The sequence below is a fragment of the Pseudomonas sp. S30_BP2TU TE3576 genome (assembly GCF_050436025.1).
Lineage (GTDB): Bacteria > Pseudomonadota > Gammaproteobacteria > Pseudomonadales > Pseudomonadaceae > Aquipseudomonas.
On record NZ_JBNDLK010000001.1, the window covers coordinates 1,080,613 to 1,095,971 of the forward strand.

Sequence of the window (15,359 nt, forward strand, 5' to 3'; positions counted from 1 at the left end):
GCCTTCGCGGGCAAGCCCGCTCCCACAGAGGCCACCTCTGGAGTGAGCGCCCTTCAGGAACGCGCCACTTCCGAGTGAGCGGTAAAACGGGTGGCGACAATCTTCCACTGCCCGGCGATGCGCTGGTAACGGTCCTCATAGAACCCACCCAACTGCCGCGTCGCCCCGCTCTCGCCATCCACGTTGAAATACCACAGGGCCCAACGACCCTGGGCTTGATCTTCATTCAGTACTTCGATTTCCGGATTGGCACCATGATGCAGATCGATCACCCGCTCATGGCAAGCGAGTTCGCGGTACAGCGCGACAAAACTGTCGCGCTCACGAAAGATCCCCAACGGACCGTAATCGATCAGCACTTCACCGTCGGCAAAGCAGTCGGCAATCACCTCGACTTGCTTGAGGTCGCAGGCATTGAGGTAGCGATGCTTGAGCTGGCGGATGTCCTCCAGCGCCTCCAGGCGGGCGATCCGCTGTTCCAGATTCATGCTGCACCTCGCGCCGTCACGTTGACCTCACTCCAGAAGGCTTTCATCGACCGGATCTTGCCGTCGGCATCGAACTCCATCACGTCGATCACATGCAGCGAGCACGGTTGCCCGCCCCACTCCATGTCGACCCGGAACGGCATCGCGCCGCAACCGTTGAGCGTCGCGCGCACCGGGCCGGTCCGGGTCGCCGAGACTTTCATCGCCCCCAGTCCTTCACGGTAGAAACGTTCGATGGCTTCGATGCCCTGCAACGGCGCCTGGCCGACCGGGTCTTCAACGGTGGCGTTTTTGGCGTAGAGCGCGAGGATGCCGTCGATGTCGCCGGCATCCACCAGCTCCACGTAACGCGCCATGCTCTCTTGCACATGCTGTGCGCTGATCATTCAGACCACCTCGAACAGGGCAGCGGCGCCCATGCCGCCACCGATGCACATGCTCACCACCACGTAGCGCAAACCGCGACGCTGGCCCTCGATCAACGCATGGCCAACCATCCGCGCCCCAGACATGCCGAACGGATGGCCGATGGAAATCGCCCCGCCGTTGACGTTCAGGCGCTCGGCCGGAATGCCCAATGTGTCGCGGCAGTACAGCACCTGACAGGCGAACGCTTCGTTCAACTCCCACAGCCCAATGTGGTCCATGGTCAAGCCATGGCGCTTGAGCAGCTTGGGAATGGCATACACCGGGCCGATGCCCATCTCGTCGGAATTGCAACCGGCGACGGCCATGCCGCGATAGATCCCCAGCGGTTCCAGGCCACGCTTCTCGGCCATTTTCGCGCTCATCAACACCGAGGCCGACGCACCGTCGGACAGCTGCGAGGCATTGCCGGCGGTGATGAAACGCCCCTTGTCGCTCCACTGACCGCCCGGCCATACCGGCTCCAGCGCTTTCAGGCTTTGCAGGCTGGTGTCGATGCGGTTGCACTCGTCGCGCAGCAGGGTGACGGACTCATGGCGGGTTTCGCCCGTGGCCTTGTCGACGATCATCTGGCGGCTGGCCAGCGGCGCCAGCTCGCGGTCGAAGCGCCCGGCGCTCTGGGCCTGTGCGGTACGCAGCTGGCTCTGGTAGCTGTATTCGTCCTGCTCGTCGCGGGAGATGCCATAACGTGCGGCGACGATCTCGGCGGTTTCGATCATCGGGATGTAGGCGTGCGGGTCCAGTTCGATCACCGAGCCCGACTGGTTGCGATAGAGGTTCTTGTGCTTGTTCTGCACCAGGGAAATCGACTCCAGGCCACCGGCCACGGCGATGTCGATTTCGTCGCACATGATGCCTTTGGCGGCCATGGCAATACTCATCAGCCCCGACGAGCACTGGCGCTCGACGGCCATCCCGGCGACGGAAGTCGGCAAGCCGCCGGCAATCGCGCACAGGCGCCCCAGGTTGTAGGACTGGGTGCCCTGCTGCGCGGCGGCGCCGATGATCACGTCGTCCACTTCACCCGGCTCGATGCCGGCACGGCGCACGGCTTCGCGCACCACGTGGCCGCCCAGTTGCGGCGCTTCGGTGTCATTGAATGCGCCACGAAAGGCTTTGCCGATCGGGGTGCGGGCGGTGGAAACGATGACGGCTTCTTTCATGCTGGATTCCTCGAAAATGCTGTTGAAGGTCAGGCCGGGTAATAGCGACTGATGGTGTCGACTACGCAGCCGGGGCGTTCCTCGCCGTCGATGTCGACGCTGACGCGGATGGTCGCCTGCACGCCGCCCTTCACTTCCTCGACCGCGATCAATTGCGCACTGCCGCGCACCCGCGAGCCAACGCGCACCACCGAAGGAAAGCGCACCCGCTCACAGCCGTAATTGACGCCCATGGCCAGGCCACGGACCTCGACGATCTGCGGCAAGAACAGATTGACCAGCGACAGGCTCAGGTAGCCATGGGCAATGCACGCGCCAAACGGGCCGCTGGCAGCCTTGAGCGGATCGACGTGAATCCATTGGTGATCGCCGGTGGCATCAGCGAACCGGTCGATGCGGTCCTGCTCCAGCAGCAGCCAGGCGCTGACACCGAGCGATTCGCCGACGGCGTCGAACAAGGCCATCGGCGTGTCGAAAATACGTGGCATGGTCACGCCCTCTGGCTGGACACCGACAACACTTCGCCGGTCATGTAGGAGCTGTAGTCGCTGGCCAGGAACATCATCACGTTGGCCACTTCCCAGACTTCGGCGGCACGACCGAACGCTTCGTTGGCGGCGAGTTGATCGAGCACCGACTGGGGCGCGGATTTGCGCAGGAAATCGTGCAGGGCGATGCTCGGGCTGACCGCGTTGATGCGGATGCCGTAGTCGGCGGACTCGACCGCTGCGCAGCGGGTCAGCGCCATCACGCCGGCCTTGGCCGCGGCGTAGTGCGCCTGTTCTTTCTGTGCGCGCCAGCCCAGTACCGAGGCGTTGTTGACGATGACCCCGGCACGCCGCTCCATCATTTTCGGCAGCATGGCGCGGGTCATGCGCATGGTGCCGGTGAGCGTCACATCCAGCACCCGGTTCCACTCTTCGTCGCCCATCTCCACCAGCAAGCGCGAGCCGCCAAGACCAGCGTTATTGATCAGCACATCGACGCCTTGCAGATCACGCTCGGCGCTGGCAATCAGTTGCTGCACCTGGGCTTCGTCGGCGACGTTGCAGACCTGGCCGAAGACCTGTTGCAGCCCGGTGGTTTGACGAATTTTCACCACCGCCTCGGCCAGGCGGCCTTCATGGATATCGCTGATCATCAGCGCCCGGCAACCTTCCTCGGCGGCGCGCACGGCGGCGGAAAAACCGATCCCGGCACCCGCCGCCGCCGTGATCAGCACCGACTTGCCGCGCAGCAGGCCGCGACCTTCAACATATTGAGGTACAGACATGAACTCTCTCCTTTCAGGCGCGCGGACGCGGTTCTTTGGGCATGCCCAAGGCACGCTCGGCGATGATGTTGCGCTGGATTTCGTTGCTGCCGCCGTAGAGGGTGTCGGCGCGGCTGAACAGGTACAGCGACTGCAAACGGGTCAGTTGGTAGGGCGCGGCTTCGAGCAGTTCCGCCTCGGCGCCGAGCACGTCCATCGCCAACTTGCCGAGGCTGGCGTGCCAGGTCGACCAGAACAGCTTGTAGATGGTCGCCTCTTTGCGCAGCGAACCGTCCTGGCTACCCGAGAGCATGCGCAGCGAGTTGTAGCGCATGATCCGCAGCCCGCTCCAGGCTTCGGCCAGACGCTGGCGCAGGAGCGGATCGCGGTCGGCACCGTTGGCTTTAGCAATGGCGATGATTTCATTGAGTTCGTTCTGAAACTGCATCTGCTGGCCGAGGGTCGACACACCGCGCTCGAAACCCAGCAGCGCCATGGCGATCTTCCAGCCATCGCCCGGCGCGCCGATGATGTTGGCGGCGTCGGTGCGGGCATCGTCGAAGAACACTTCGTTGAATTCCGAGGTGCCGGTCAATTGCTCGATGGGCCGCACGGTGACTTGCGCCTGGGCCATCGGCACCAGCAGGAATGACAGGCCGCGATGGCCGACACTGCCCGGTTCGGTGCGGGCAATCACGAAACACCAGTCCGACTCGTGGGCCAGGGACGTCCAGACTTTTTGCCCGTTGATCACCCAACTGCCGGTCACTTCATCCAGCGTTGCGCGGGTCTTGACGTTGGCCAGGTCGGAACCGGCGCCCGGCTCTGAATAGCCCTGGCACCAGAAGCTCGTGCCGCTGACAATCCCCGGCAGAAAGCGCTGTTGCTGTTCGACCGTGCCAAACGCGGCAATGGTCGGCCCGGCCAGCCCTTCTCCGATATGCCCCATGCGACCGGGGCCACCGGCGCGGGCGTATTCTTCATTGAAAATCACTTGCTGAGTGATCGACAGTCCGCGCCCGCCGTGCTCCGGCGCCCAGCCGACGCAGGTCCAGCCGCCCTCGGCGAGTTTGCGCTCCCAGGCTTTGCGCTCCTTGGGAAACATGTGTTCATCACCCGGACCACCGCGAAACCGCAGGGCCTCGAACTCACCGCAGAGGTTGGCGCTCATCCAGTCGGCGACTTCCCGGCGGAAGCGTTCGTCCTGCTCGCTGAAACTGATTTTCATCGCTGCTCTCCAAGAATCACCGCGGCAATCCGCTCGCGATGCCAGGCCGGTAGCCCGAGGAAGCTTTCGCTGGCGCGGGCGCGCTTGAAGTAGAGGTGCGGGTCGTATTCCCAGGTGAAGCCGACGCCGCCATGCAACTGGATCGACTCGGACGCGCAGTGGAAGTAGGTTTCAGAGCACTGCGCCTTGGCCAGCGCCGCCGCCAGCGGCAGCTCGGCCGCCACTTGCGGATCCCCCTGCGGATCGAGGACTTCCTGGGCCACGCACGCGGCGTAATAACTGGCCGAACGCGCGCATTCGACTTGCAGCATCATGTCGGCGACGCGGTGTTTGAGGGCCTGGAAACTGGCAATCGGACGACCGAACTGCTGGCGTTCCTGCATGTAGGCCACGCTGAGGTCGAGCACCTGCTGCGCGCCGCCGGTCTGCTCGGCGGCCAGGCCGATGCAGGCCAATTGCAGGACCCGCTCCAGATGCGGCCAGCCGTGACCGAATTCACCCAGCAGCGCGTCGGCTTCAAGGTACAGGCCCTTGAGCTGGATCCGCGCCTGGCGCCGGGTCTGGTCCATGGTCGGCAGCATTTGCCGCTCGATACCGGCCCGTACCGCGTTCACGACAAACAGGCTGATGCCCGCTTCGCCGGTCGAACCGGGTTGCCGCGCGGCAATGACTAAGAGATCGGCGCCATGCCCGTCAAGCACATGTTTGAGGGTGCCGTCGAGGACAAATCCGTCGCCCTCGGCCACCACCGTTGCCTGGACGTCGTCGGCCGTCCAGCCATTGGCACTGCTGAAAGCCAGGGTCGCGGTCACGCTACCGTCGGCGATCGAGGGCAACCAGCGCTGCTTCTGTTCGTCATTGGCAGCCAGCAACAATGCGGGGGTGGCCATGCAGGCCGTGGCGAAAAACGGCGAGCACAGCAGTCGCCGGCCCATCTGTTCCAGCAGGATCGCCAGTTCGACAAAGCCCAGCCCAAGGCCACCATAAGTTTCGGGGATATGAATCGCCGGCCAGTACATTTCCTGGCACAGACGCTGCCAGAGGGCTTCATCAAAACCCCGTTCACTGACCATTGCCGCCCGCACGGCGGCAGAATCCGAGACATCGGCGAGGAAGCCCTCGGCCGATGCGCGGATCATTTCCTGTTCGTCGCTGAATGCAAACTCCATCGCGGCGCCTTCTGCTCGTTTGGCGGGGCGCGCGTGGCGCAACACCCCTTTGAGCATGAAGTTTGGCGCCGGCCGGACGCGGCAGAATCGTTAGCCCTGCCTAGTCCGAACGGGTGATGTGCTGGCGTGGGTGTTCGGCCGCGAAGCCGATCAGCGGCAGTCACCGCCCATGCGCACCAGCAGCGCTGAGCCGTGCGGTTTCAGGTACGGGTTGATTTCACCGACCTGGCATGACGCCAGGTTTTGCAGTTCCGGTACGAGGGGTTCTTGCACAAACAACAGCCCTGCCGGACGGGACTCCGATTGCAACTGCGCCACCGTCAGCGGCGCCACTGGCCGCCCCATGTAATAGACCAGACGGATATCCGGCTCACCAAGGGTATAAGCCTTCTGACCCGGCTGCCCGTCGGCCAGCGTGGCAATCTGCTCAAGACCGTCAACCCGGTGCGACAGCACCCGCGCTTCGACGAACATGTAGAACATCACAAACCCGGCCAGCATCACGTAGGGCACAACGGCCAGGACCGTGCTCCAACGCCCCTTCAGGTCATCGAGCAGCGCCGACCAGTGCATCGCCAGCAGCAACGCCATGGACGGGTAAACCGGCAACAGGTACTTGCCATGCTTTTCGGTGAACAGGGAAAACACCAGCAGTGGCAACAGGCTGCAGCACAGCAGCATGCCGGCCTCGCGGCGCGAGCGGATCATTGCCCAGAACTTGCGCGGCTGCACAAACACGATCAGCCAGAACGGGAAAAAATCACCGGCCAGGTACAGCAGATAGGCGTACCAGGCCTCGGCGCCCTGCCCGTCGATCTTCTTCACGATGTCTTCGCTGATGATCGAAGCCCAGATGCCCCAGCCCTGATTCACCGACACCACCAGGTACCAGGAACTGCCCAGCACCACGGCAATCAGCCAGCCCCAACCGTCGCACAGATACGCCTTGGCCCGCGCATCGCGATAGATCAAGGCATAGGCCAGGATCGGCGCCGTCACCCACAACAGGCAAACCGGCCCTTTGGTCAGCAGTGCGCAACCCAGCAGCACGTAGCTGAGCCGACTCCACCAGACCCGGCCTTGTTGGAAGATGAATTGCCAGGCCGCCAGCAGCGCGCCGAAGCACAGCAGGGTCAACAGCATCTCGATTTCCGAGCGCCGTGCGAACAGGCTGAAGGCACCGTTCGCGGCCAGGAACACCATGGCGAACAAACCGACCTGCCGCCCCGCCTGCCGAACGCCGTACAGGTAGGTGCAAAAACAGCACAAGGCGGCGGCCAGCGCCGAAGGCAGGCGCACGCTCCACTCGGACAAGCTGCCCAGCACCGCCGTCGAAACCAGGCCGGCCCAATAGAAAAACGGCGGCTTGGACAAGTACAAGTCGCCGTTCATGTAAGGCAGCAGCCAACTCCCTGCCTCGCGCATTTCTCGCACGGTGACGGCGCGGCGGGCCTCGTTGACACTGAGGAACGGCACGCTGCCCAGCCCCCAGAAAAACAGCAACGCAATCGCGATGGCCACAAGCAACGTAATATTCCGGGTCGATAACGATCCGCGCATGACCTACTCCTTCAGGTGTTTGCTTTTGGCGATCAACTGCAAGTTGCGAAAATAGACGATGGAGCCAAACGCCTGCCCGGCGATAAACACCGGGTCTTCGCGGTAAATGGCATAGGCAAGCAACAGGGTGCTGCCGACGATGCTCAGGTACCAGAAGCTCACCGGGATCACGCTGCGTTTCTTGTATTCGCTGTACAACCACTGCAGGACAAACCGCCCGGTAAAGGCGATCTGGCCGGCAAAACCGACGATCAGCCACAAGGCTTCACGGGAGATGTTCATCCTTCGATCTCCTGGGCAATGGTGTTCAGCCGCGTGCGCTTGATCAGCCACCAGACACCGAACAAATCGAGAATGCCCACCAGCGCACGGTCGAGGTTGCCGTATTTCGACACCCCGGCCGTGCGATGCCGGTGGTTGACCGGGTGCACGATCATGCGGCCGTTATGGCGCTGGATCAGGGCTGGAATATAGCGATGCATGTGGTCGAAGTACGGCAGGCGCAAGAACGCCGCACGCTCGATCAGCTTCAGGCCGCAACCGGTGTCCGGGGTGGCGTCCTTGAGCAGGCGGCGGCGCAGGTTATTGGCGAAACGCGAGGCGTAGCGTTTGCTCGCCGTGTCGCGACGGTTGACCCGATGCCCGGCAACCAGTTGCACATCGACCTTGCCCGGCTCGCCGCGCACCAGCGCGAGCATGCCGGGGATGTCCGCCGGGTCGTTCTGGCCGTCGCCGTCGAGGGTCGCCAGCCACGTGCCCCGTGCCTCACGGGCGGCATGGTAGAGCGAGGTGCTCTGCCCCAGCGAACGCTCATGATGGAGGATGCGCAAGGTGTTCAAGCCGTCGTGACGGATCTGCCGCAATTCATGCAGGGTCGCGTCGGTGCTGCCATCGTCGACCACGATGATTTCGTAAGACTCATCGGCCAGCGCCACGCGGATTTCCTCAAGCAACGGCTTGAGGTTGTTCGCTTCGTTTTTCGCGGGAATCAGTACGGATACAAAAATGTCTTGGCTCATGGAGTCACTCTCGCCTTTATTGGATTTCTTTTATCAGAGGCGAATGAAGGTGTCGTACACCGGCCGACTCGATGCAGGGTTCAGCTATTCAGGGCGATGACGCCAACAATATCCCGCCCTGTGGACGCACTCGCGCGCGACCCCGCATACGGTGCCCGGCCAATTGTAAAAATGGCGTTAATATTTCATACACTTTTTGTCATCATTCCCCGGATGATGCAGCGAATTCTGTTGCGATTGGCGCCTGCCCATCTAAAGTGCACCCACGCAAGTGAAAAACATGAATCGGGTAAGGATGCACAACCATGAGCACTGAGCAAGAGACGACTTTCGACGAGCCGCGGCTCGACAGTACGGAAATCCGCATTCTGGGCTCGTTGATCGAGAAACAGGCCACCAGCCCGGAAACCTATCCCCTGACCCTCAATGCCCTGGTGATTGCCTGCAACCAGAAAACCAGCCGCGAGCCGGTGATGAACCTCACACCGGGCCAGGTCGGCCACAGCCTGCGCGCCCTCGAAGGACGCGGCTTCGCCAGACTGGTGATGGGCAGCCGCGCCGACCGCTGGGAACACAGGGTCGACAAGGCCCTGGAACTGGTGCCGGCGCAGGTCATCCTGACCGGGCTGATGTTCCTGCGCGGCCCGCAGACCGTCAATGAACTGCTGACCCGCAGCGGCCGCATGCATGAGTTCGAAGACGCCGAACAGGTTGCGCATCAACTCGAACGCCTGATTGCCCGCGGCCTGGCCGTGCTGATTCCACGGCAGGCCGGCCAGCGCGAAGACCGTTATACCCACGCCCTGGGCGATCCGGCGGATATCGAAGCGATCCTCGCGGCACGGCACAACCCGGCCGAGCGTGGCAGCAGCGGGGTTTCGGTTGAACGGATCGAAGAACTGGAAGCACGGATTGCGGCGCTGGAAGAAAGACTGGCTCGGCTCGAATAGCCTGGATGTTTGCCTGACACAAAACCTGTGGGAGCGAGCTTGCTCGCGATGGCGGACTTTCAGTCACATCAATGCCGGACAGGCCAACGCTATCGCGAGCAAGCCCGCTCCCACAGTAGTTTGAGGGTGTCTGCGCTTACTCGCCATCCCAGTAGTCAACCCCATCCGCCTGCCGGGCCACCGCAACAAAACCTGAAGCATTACCCTCGGCATCGACCTTGAAGTCATCCATTACGGCGTATTTGCCGGAATCCGGATATTCACAGATCTCCGGCGATTGCTGGGTACTGACGGCCAGGTGACGCTGTTGATAGCGACCGGCGGCCTCACCGGTCGGCGCAAACGATTCGGGCAGTGGTTCAAGTTCGACCGAATTCAGATTGAGAATGGGGGGAGGCATCGATACCTCCTAGCTGCGGGCAAACGCTACGGCCTTGTGGAATTGCTCGTCCGTCGGACGTACGCCGGTATAGAGCACAAATTGCTCCAGTGCCTGGATCGCGATGACTTCCAGTCCGGTGATGACCCGCTTGCCTTCGGCACGAGCATGCACGATCAGCGGTGTTTCCGAGGGAATCGCCACCACATCAAAGACAGTTTCCGCTTTTTCGATCACGTCAGGCTCGAAGGCCAGTTGCTCGGCCTCCGGTCCTCCCGTCATGCCGATCGGGGTGACGTTGACCAGCATCTGCGGGCGACGACTCCCCAGCTCTGCCTGCCACTCATACCCCAACGACTGCGCCAGCGCCTGCCCGGCGCGCTCGTTACGGGCCACGATCAGGCCGTTTTCGTACCCGCCATCGCGTAAGGCGCTCGCCACGGCCTTGGCCATGCCGCCACTGCCGCGCAGGGCAAAGGTCGAGTCCTTGGGCACCTGGTGTTTTTCCAGCAACTGCGCAACGGCAATGTAATCGGTGTTGTATGCCTTGAGATGACCGTCGGTGTTGACGATGGTGTTGATCGATTGAATGGCGGCGGCCGACGCATCGAGCTCATCCACCAGGGCAATGCAGGCTTCCTTGAACGGCATCGACACGCCACAGCCACGAATCCGCAGGGCGCGAATGCCGGCAACGGCACCCGGCAGATCCTGGCTGGCAAAGGCCTTGTAGTAAAAGTTCAGGCCCAGCTGTTCATACAGATGATTGTGAAAACGCAGACCAAAGTTCCCGGGGCGTCCAGAAAGGGACATGCACAGCTGGGTGTCTTTGTTGGGGTTCATCTGCATCGGGAAGCTCCTTCAAATGCACTTTTCGGATAGACGGGTTTAGCCCCCCATCGGGTTCTGATCGATCATATAAGCCTGATTACACGGACTTACACAGACCGGTAAGAAAGTCGGTACAGACCTTACACAAAATTTACCAAGCGGCTGTGCTGATTTTCGAAAAAACGCTGTCTTAGAAGTATCCCCGCGACAATCCTTGGGTCTATTGCAGACACAAGCGCCGGGTTGAAGAACCGAGGAACTATCATGATCCGTAAAGTCCCCACAGTTGCCTTGCTGATCGGTGCACTCGCTGTCGCAGGACAGGCGCAAGCCCATGGTGGTGGTAATTACTGGCAAGGCCCGGCGGTGTTTGGCGCGATCGTCGGTACTGCCATCGTCGGCTCGGCCCTGATCAACGCCAACCGCCCGGTTTATGTCGCACCGCAACCGGTCTACTACCAGCCCGCGCCGGTTTATTACGCCCCACCGCCTCCGGTTTACTACCAACCGGCCCCGGTCTACGTGCAACAACCGATGTACTACCGTCCGGCCCCGATCTACTACGGACCACCCCGTGGTTACTACGGCCATCACTACGGTCGCTGGTAACGGACTCATCAAGCCCCGCTGAAACAGCGGGGTTTTTATGCCCTTTCGTCGGTGCAGGTCTGGATAAATCTCGCCAAGGTCGTTATCGGAACAGCGCTGGCGACTCAAGTTGGCAAGATTGACCTGGTATTGTTTCTGCCGTGCGGCAGCAAACGGTCATATTTATGTCATGTCAGGTCCGCAAGCTCGGGTCTGTCCGTCAATAACAGGTTGATAACAACAAGGACGACCACATGCCAACACAAAACCCGCACCGCATCGTCGGTCTGTGCACCTCCAGCAAGGTCTACAACGCACTGACCGAACTCAAGCACCTGGAAGGTCATCGCAGCGCCAAGTTTCTCTCGCTGCTGACGCAAAACCTGGTGCGCAAGGGCCTGCTCAACGAGCAGGAAGTGGTTCATATGCTCGATCAGGTGGTTAGCTGACCGACCAACGGTCGTTTGCCCTCGCTGGCGTCAATGACCACTATCGAAAGCGTTGATTACCCCTCAAGGCACCCTGACCTTAAAGTGACTCCACAGATTGATGGAGGTACTTGTCATGCCCAAGGTTCAGATCATGTCCGTTATCGGCAGTGCCGTCCCTGCACAGCTCAGAGAGATGGGCATGCTTGCCTGTTGGTATCTGGTGCAGGACGGCGTGCAGATCAGCGGCCCGCTCACTTCACTGCCCGCCGCCCAGGCATTGTCACAACGCATCGGCACCGGCCAGACCGGCAGGCTCAGCGCCTAAGGCAACTGCACCCGCGGTTTGGTTTCGATGAAGATGGCCCAGCTCGACATGAACAGGGCCGCGATCAACGGGCCGATGACAAAGCCGTTCAGCCCGAATATCGCCAGGCCGCCGAGGGTCGAGATCAGGATCATGTAGTCCGGCATCTTGGTGTCCTTGCCCACCAGCAGCGGCCTGAGCAGGTTGTCCACCAGTCCGATCACGAAGATCCCGAACAACCCCAGCACCACGCCCTGCCAGATCGCCCCGGTGAGCAGGAAAAACATCGCCACCGGCGCCCAGACAATCCCCGCCCCGACCGCCGGCAACAGTGACAGAAACGCCATCAACACCGCCCAGAGCAATACACTGGGAATGTCCAGAAACCAGAAAATCAGACCACCCAGCGCGCCTTGCGTGATCGCCACCAGCAGGTTGCCCTTCACCGTGGCCCGCACTACACGATTGAACTTGAGCTGCAAACGGCGTTTCTGCTGTTCCTGCAATGGCACCGCCAGGCGCACCTTGCGCGCCAGTTCCGCACCGTCGCGCAGGAAGAAAAACAGCAGGTACAGCATGATGAAAAAGCTGACGATGAACTCGAACGTGCCCTGGCCAAAACTGAAGACCTGAGTGGCGAAGAACTCGTTGCCGGTCATCGCGCTCTTGATGATTTTCTCCCTCAGCCCATTGAGTTCCCCGATGCCGAAGCGGTCGAGCAAATGCTGGAAATATGACGGCAGGCTGTGCTTGAACTGCGCCACATACCCGGCGATGTCCAGCTCGCCGCTTTCGATGTTCTTGTAGAGCGCGGCTCCCTCCTGGACCAGGAAGACGCCGAGGACTATCACAGGCAGGATCGCGCTCAACAGGCAGATGCTCAATGTGAGCAGCGACGTGAGGTTGCGCTCCCAGCCGAACTTCAGTTGCAGTCGCCGTTGCAGGGGGGCAAAGAGGATCCCGAGGATCACCGCCCAGAACACGGCGCCGTAGAACGGCAGCAGAATCCAGACGAAAGCGATGCTCACCAGGGCCAGCAGGACGGTCAGCGATCTGTCTTTCAGGGTTTCGTCGTTCATGTAGGATCCATGCCAGTCTGCCCGGACGCAAAGGTACGTCCTGATGCTTAGGTCGCCACGGCCAGCGCGAGTGCCTTCCGTTCGTGAACAAAGCATAGATCCAGATCAATAAACCCTCGGGCCAAGTCGTTTACCCTGCGCGGCTTTTGCGATCGACCCGCCATGAACCTGATTGCTCCCGAACTGCTTGCCCCCGCCGGCACCCTGAAAAACATGCGTTACGCCTTCGCCTATGGTGCCGATGCGGTGTACGCCGGCCAGCCGCGCTACAGCCTGCGGGTGCGTAACAACGAATTCGACCACGCCAACCTGGCCCTCGGCATTCGCGAAGCCCAGGCCCAGGGCAAGCGTTTTTACGTGGTGGTGAACATCGCGCCGCACAACGCCAAGCTCAAGACCTTTCTCAAGGATTTGGCGCCGATCATCGCGATGGCGCCTGATGCCCTGATCATGTCCGACCCCGGCCTGATCATGCTGGTGCGCCGCCACTACCCGCAGACGCCAATCCATCTTTCGGTGCAGGCCAATACGGTGAACTGGGCGAGCGTCGAGTTCTGGCAGCAGCAAGGCTTGAGCCGGATTATCCTGTCGCGGGAGCTGTCGCTGGAAGAAATCGCCGAGATCCGCGAGCAAGTGCCCGCCATGGAACTGGAAGTGTTCGTGCACGGCGCGTTGTGCATGGCCTATTCCGGGCGTTGCCTGCTGTCGGGCTACATGAACAGGCGCGATGCCAATCAGGGCAGTTGCACCAACGCCTGTCGCTGGAAATATTCGGCGCAACCGGCCACGGAAAACCAGCTCGGCGAGATCGTCCAGACATTCGCCCCCGAACCGACTCTGGGCATTGGCGCGCCCACCGGGCAGGTGTTTCTGTTACAGGAAGCCAATCGTCCCGGCGAACAGATGCCGGCCTTCGAAGACGAACACGGCACTTACATCATGAACGCCAAGGACCTGCGCGCCGTGCAGCACGTCGAACGCCTGACACACATGGGCGTGCACTCGTTGAAAATCGAAGGCCGGACCAAATCCCACTTTTACTGCGCGCGCACCACCCAGGTTTATCGCCGGGCAATCGACGACGCAGTGGCGGGCCGGGCCTTCGACCGTAACCTGATGACCGACCTGGAATCCCTCGCCCAGCGTGGCTACACCGAAGGTTTTCTGCGTCGGCATGTGCATGACGAATACCAGAACTACCAGAACGGCAGCTCAGTCTCGGAACGCCAGCAGTTTGTCGGTGAACTGACCGGCCAGCGGCGGGATCGCCTGGCCGAGGTCAAGGTGAAAAACCGCTTCGGCCTGGGCGACCACATGGAACTGATGACGCCCAAGGGCAACTTCCACTTCGACCTGCACCAGTTGCAAAACGCTAAAGGTGAAACGATCGACGTAGCGCCGGGCGATGGGCATACGGTGTATTTGCCGATACCGGATGCGGTGGATCTGGGTTTTGGATTGTTGATGCGGGATATCAACATGCCGTAGCCCCTGTGGGAGCGGGCTTGCTCGCGAAGGCGGTGTATCAGTCACTATTAATGTTGGCTGACACGCCGCCTTCGCGAGCAAGCCCGCTCCCACAGGTACTGCGTCAGGCAAATTCCTCGCGGAGCATCGCCACGAACGCCTCGCGCGCCGGGTGCACTCCGGCGTTTTCGTGCCAGTAAAAAAGATTGTCGACGGCGGTCAGTTCGGGAAACTCAAACCCTGCGCACCCCGCACCTTTGGCGTATTGATCGAAGATGCCTTTGGGTACCAGCGCCACGCCAGCCCCGGCGCTGACGCAACCGACAATCGCGCCATAACTGGCCAGGCTGACAATCGGCAGTGCCTGCCCTTGTCGCAGCAACCAATGCTCCAGCGCCGCCCGGTACGGACAGCCCTGGGGCCACATGAATACGGTCTGGTCCTGCAAATCGCTGATGTCACGCAGCGGCCCCAGGGATGTCGAGGCAATCAGCAGCAAATCTTCGCGGTACATCGGCGTGCGCTTGAGGTGCGAACGCTCGACATCCACCGCGACGATGGCGCCGTCGAGTTTGTGATTAAGCGTGTCATCGAGCAACTGGCCCCAGGAGCCGGTGGTCAGCTCCAGTGCCACCCGTGGAAAACGCTTGTGGAATTTCGCCAGCAGACGTGGCAAACGCCCGGTGGCCGACGACTCGATGGCCCCGATGCGCAAGGGGCCGGAGGGCTCGGCCGAAGGGTCGACCGCGCGTTTGGCCTCGGCGGTGAGGGCCAGAATTTTCGAGGCGTAGGCCAGAAACGTCTGCCCCGACGGGCTGATGCGCAGCCCCCGGCCCTCGCGCAGAAACAGCGCGACACCCAGTTCGGCCTCAAGGGCCTTGATCCGTGCAGTGATGTTCGACGGCACGCAATGCAACAGCTCAGCTGCGCGGGCGATGCTGCCGACGTCGGCCACGGTCTTGAACATGCGAATCTGTGCCAGCTCCATACATCACCCACAGTGAACGATTAGCGCAGTATAAGTC

19 protein-coding genes are annotated in these 15,359 nt (G+C 61.6%); 5 read left to right on the forward strand and 14 right to left on the reverse strand.

The window, feature by feature from the left end; all coding sequences use genetic code 11:
* Positions 1-53: 53 nt before the first annotated feature.
* The 10 genes from ABIA48_RS04855 to ABIA48_RS04900 form a co-directional block, all read right to left on the reverse strand.
* Positions 54-488 carry a nuclear transport factor 2 family protein gene (locus ABIA48_RS04855; RefSeq protein ID WP_429487260.1) on the reverse strand — a complete coding sequence of 145 codons (435 nt, stop codon included), beginning with the start codon at positions 486-488 and terminating at the stop codon, positions 54-56.
* Positions 485-874: a steroid Delta-isomerase gene (locus ABIA48_RS04860; RefSeq protein ID WP_429487261.1), complete on the reverse strand. Its 390-nt coding sequence runs from the start codon at positions 872-874 to the stop codon at positions 485-487. Before ABIA48_RS04860 ends, ABIA48_RS04855 begins: the two co-directional genes overlap by 4 nt.
* The gene (locus tag ABIA48_RS04865; RefSeq protein WP_429487262.1) at positions 875-2,077 is read right to left on the reverse strand and encodes an acetyl-CoA C-acyltransferase; all 1,203 of its coding nucleotides are present in this window, start codon (positions 2,075-2,077) and stop codon (positions 875-877) included.
* 29 nt (positions 2,078-2,106) lie between these two features.
* A complete protein-coding gene (locus ABIA48_RS04870) occupies positions 2,107-2,565 on the reverse strand; it encodes a MaoC family dehydratase (protein WP_429487263.1) in 459 nt (152 codons plus the stop codon).
* 2 nt (positions 2,566-2,567) lie between these two features.
* Positions 2,568-3,350, reverse strand: coding sequence for an SDR family oxidoreductase (locus ABIA48_RS04875; protein ID WP_429487264.1), 783 nt, complete (start codon positions 3,348-3,350; stop codon positions 2,568-2,570).
* 13 nt (positions 3,351-3,363) lie between these two features.
* A complete protein-coding gene (locus tag ABIA48_RS04880) occupies positions 3,364-4,557 on the reverse strand; it encodes an acyl-CoA dehydrogenase family protein (protein WP_429487265.1) in 1,194 nt (397 codons plus the stop codon).
* Positions 4,554-5,726 (reverse strand): acyl-CoA dehydrogenase family protein, encoded by a 1,173-nt coding sequence (locus tag ABIA48_RS04885; protein WP_429487266.1) that lies wholly within the window; start codon positions 5,724-5,726, stop codon positions 4,554-4,556. The genes ABIA48_RS04880 and ABIA48_RS04885 overlap by 4 nt, the downstream gene beginning before the upstream one ends.
* A gap of 150 nt (positions 5,727-5,876) precedes the next feature.
* Positions 5,877-7,286: an ArnT family glycosyltransferase gene (locus ABIA48_RS04890; RefSeq protein ID WP_429487267.1), complete on the reverse strand. Its 1,410-nt coding sequence runs from the start codon at positions 7,284-7,286 to the stop codon at positions 5,877-5,879.
* 3 nt (positions 7,287-7,289) lie between these two features.
* Positions 7,290-7,568 (reverse strand): lipid-A-disaccharide synthase N-terminal domain-containing protein, encoded by a 279-nt coding sequence (locus tag ABIA48_RS04895; RefSeq protein ID WP_108230253.1) that lies wholly within the window; start codon positions 7,566-7,568, stop codon positions 7,290-7,292.
* A complete protein-coding gene (locus ABIA48_RS04900; RefSeq protein WP_429487268.1) occupies positions 7,565-8,305 on the reverse strand; it encodes a glycosyltransferase family 2 protein in 741 nt (246 codons plus the stop codon). Before ABIA48_RS04900 ends, ABIA48_RS04895 begins: the two co-directional genes overlap by 4 nt.
* Positions 8,306-8,610: 305 nt before the next feature.
* On the opposite strand from ABIA48_RS04900, the gene ABIA48_RS04905 reads away from it, so the two are divergent.
* The gene (locus ABIA48_RS04905; RefSeq protein ID WP_429487269.1) at positions 8,611-9,255 is read left to right on the forward strand and encodes a YceH family protein; all 645 of its coding nucleotides are present in this window, start codon (positions 8,611-8,613) and stop codon (positions 9,253-9,255) included.
* A gap of 136 nt (positions 9,256-9,391) precedes the next feature.
* Here ABIA48_RS04905 and ABIA48_RS04910 read toward each other — a convergent pair whose 3' ends face one another.
* Positions 9,392-9,655, reverse strand: a complete 264-nt coding sequence (locus tag ABIA48_RS04910; protein ID WP_429487270.1) for a hypothetical protein — start codon at positions 9,653-9,655, stop codon at positions 9,392-9,394.
* A 9-nt stretch (positions 9,656-9,664) separates the two neighbouring features.
* Positions 9,665-10,483: a shikimate 5-dehydrogenase gene (locus tag ABIA48_RS04915; protein WP_429487271.1), complete on the reverse strand. Its 819-nt coding sequence runs from the start codon at positions 10,481-10,483 to the stop codon at positions 9,665-9,667.
* Between the two features lie 246 nt (positions 10,484-10,729).
* On the opposite strand from ABIA48_RS04915, the gene ABIA48_RS04920 reads away from it, so the two are divergent.
* From ABIA48_RS04920 to ABIA48_RS04930, 3 genes are all read left to right on the forward strand, one after another.
* Positions 10,730-11,074: a hypothetical protein gene (locus ABIA48_RS04920; protein ID WP_277530181.1), complete on the forward strand. Its 345-nt coding sequence runs from the start codon at positions 10,730-10,732 to the stop codon at positions 11,072-11,074.
* 233 nt (positions 11,075-11,307) lie between these two features.
* Complete coding sequence (locus ABIA48_RS04925) at positions 11,308-11,502, forward strand: hypothetical protein (RefSeq protein WP_007988042.1); 195 nt, start codon at positions 11,308-11,310, stop codon at positions 11,500-11,502.
* A gap of 115 nt (positions 11,503-11,617) precedes the next feature.
* Positions 11,618-11,809 (forward strand): hypothetical protein, encoded by a 192-nt coding sequence (locus tag ABIA48_RS04930; protein WP_429487272.1) that lies wholly within the window; start codon positions 11,618-11,620, stop codon positions 11,807-11,809.
* Here the strand turns inward: ABIA48_RS04930 and ABIA48_RS04935 are convergent.
* Positions 11,806-12,867, reverse strand: coding sequence for an AI-2E family transporter (locus tag ABIA48_RS04935; RefSeq protein WP_429487273.1), 1,062 nt, complete (start codon positions 12,865-12,867; stop codon positions 11,806-11,808). The genes ABIA48_RS04930 and ABIA48_RS04935 overlap by 4 nt on opposite strands.
* Before the next feature lie 162 nt (positions 12,868-13,029).
* Between ABIA48_RS04935 and yegQ the strand changes: the two genes are divergently transcribed.
* Positions 13,030-14,355 carry a tRNA 5-hydroxyuridine modification protein YegQ gene (gene yegQ / locus ABIA48_RS04940; RefSeq protein ID WP_429487274.1) on the forward strand — a complete coding sequence of 442 codons (1,326 nt, stop codon included), beginning with the start codon at positions 13,030-13,032 and terminating at the stop codon, positions 14,353-14,355.
* 103 nt (positions 14,356-14,458) lie between these two features.
* Here yegQ and ABIA48_RS04945 read toward each other — a convergent pair whose 3' ends face one another.
* A complete protein-coding gene (locus tag ABIA48_RS04945; protein WP_429487275.1) occupies positions 14,459-15,322 on the reverse strand; it encodes a LysR family transcriptional regulator in 864 nt (287 codons plus the stop codon).
* Positions 15,323-15,359: the final 37 nt, after the last annotated feature.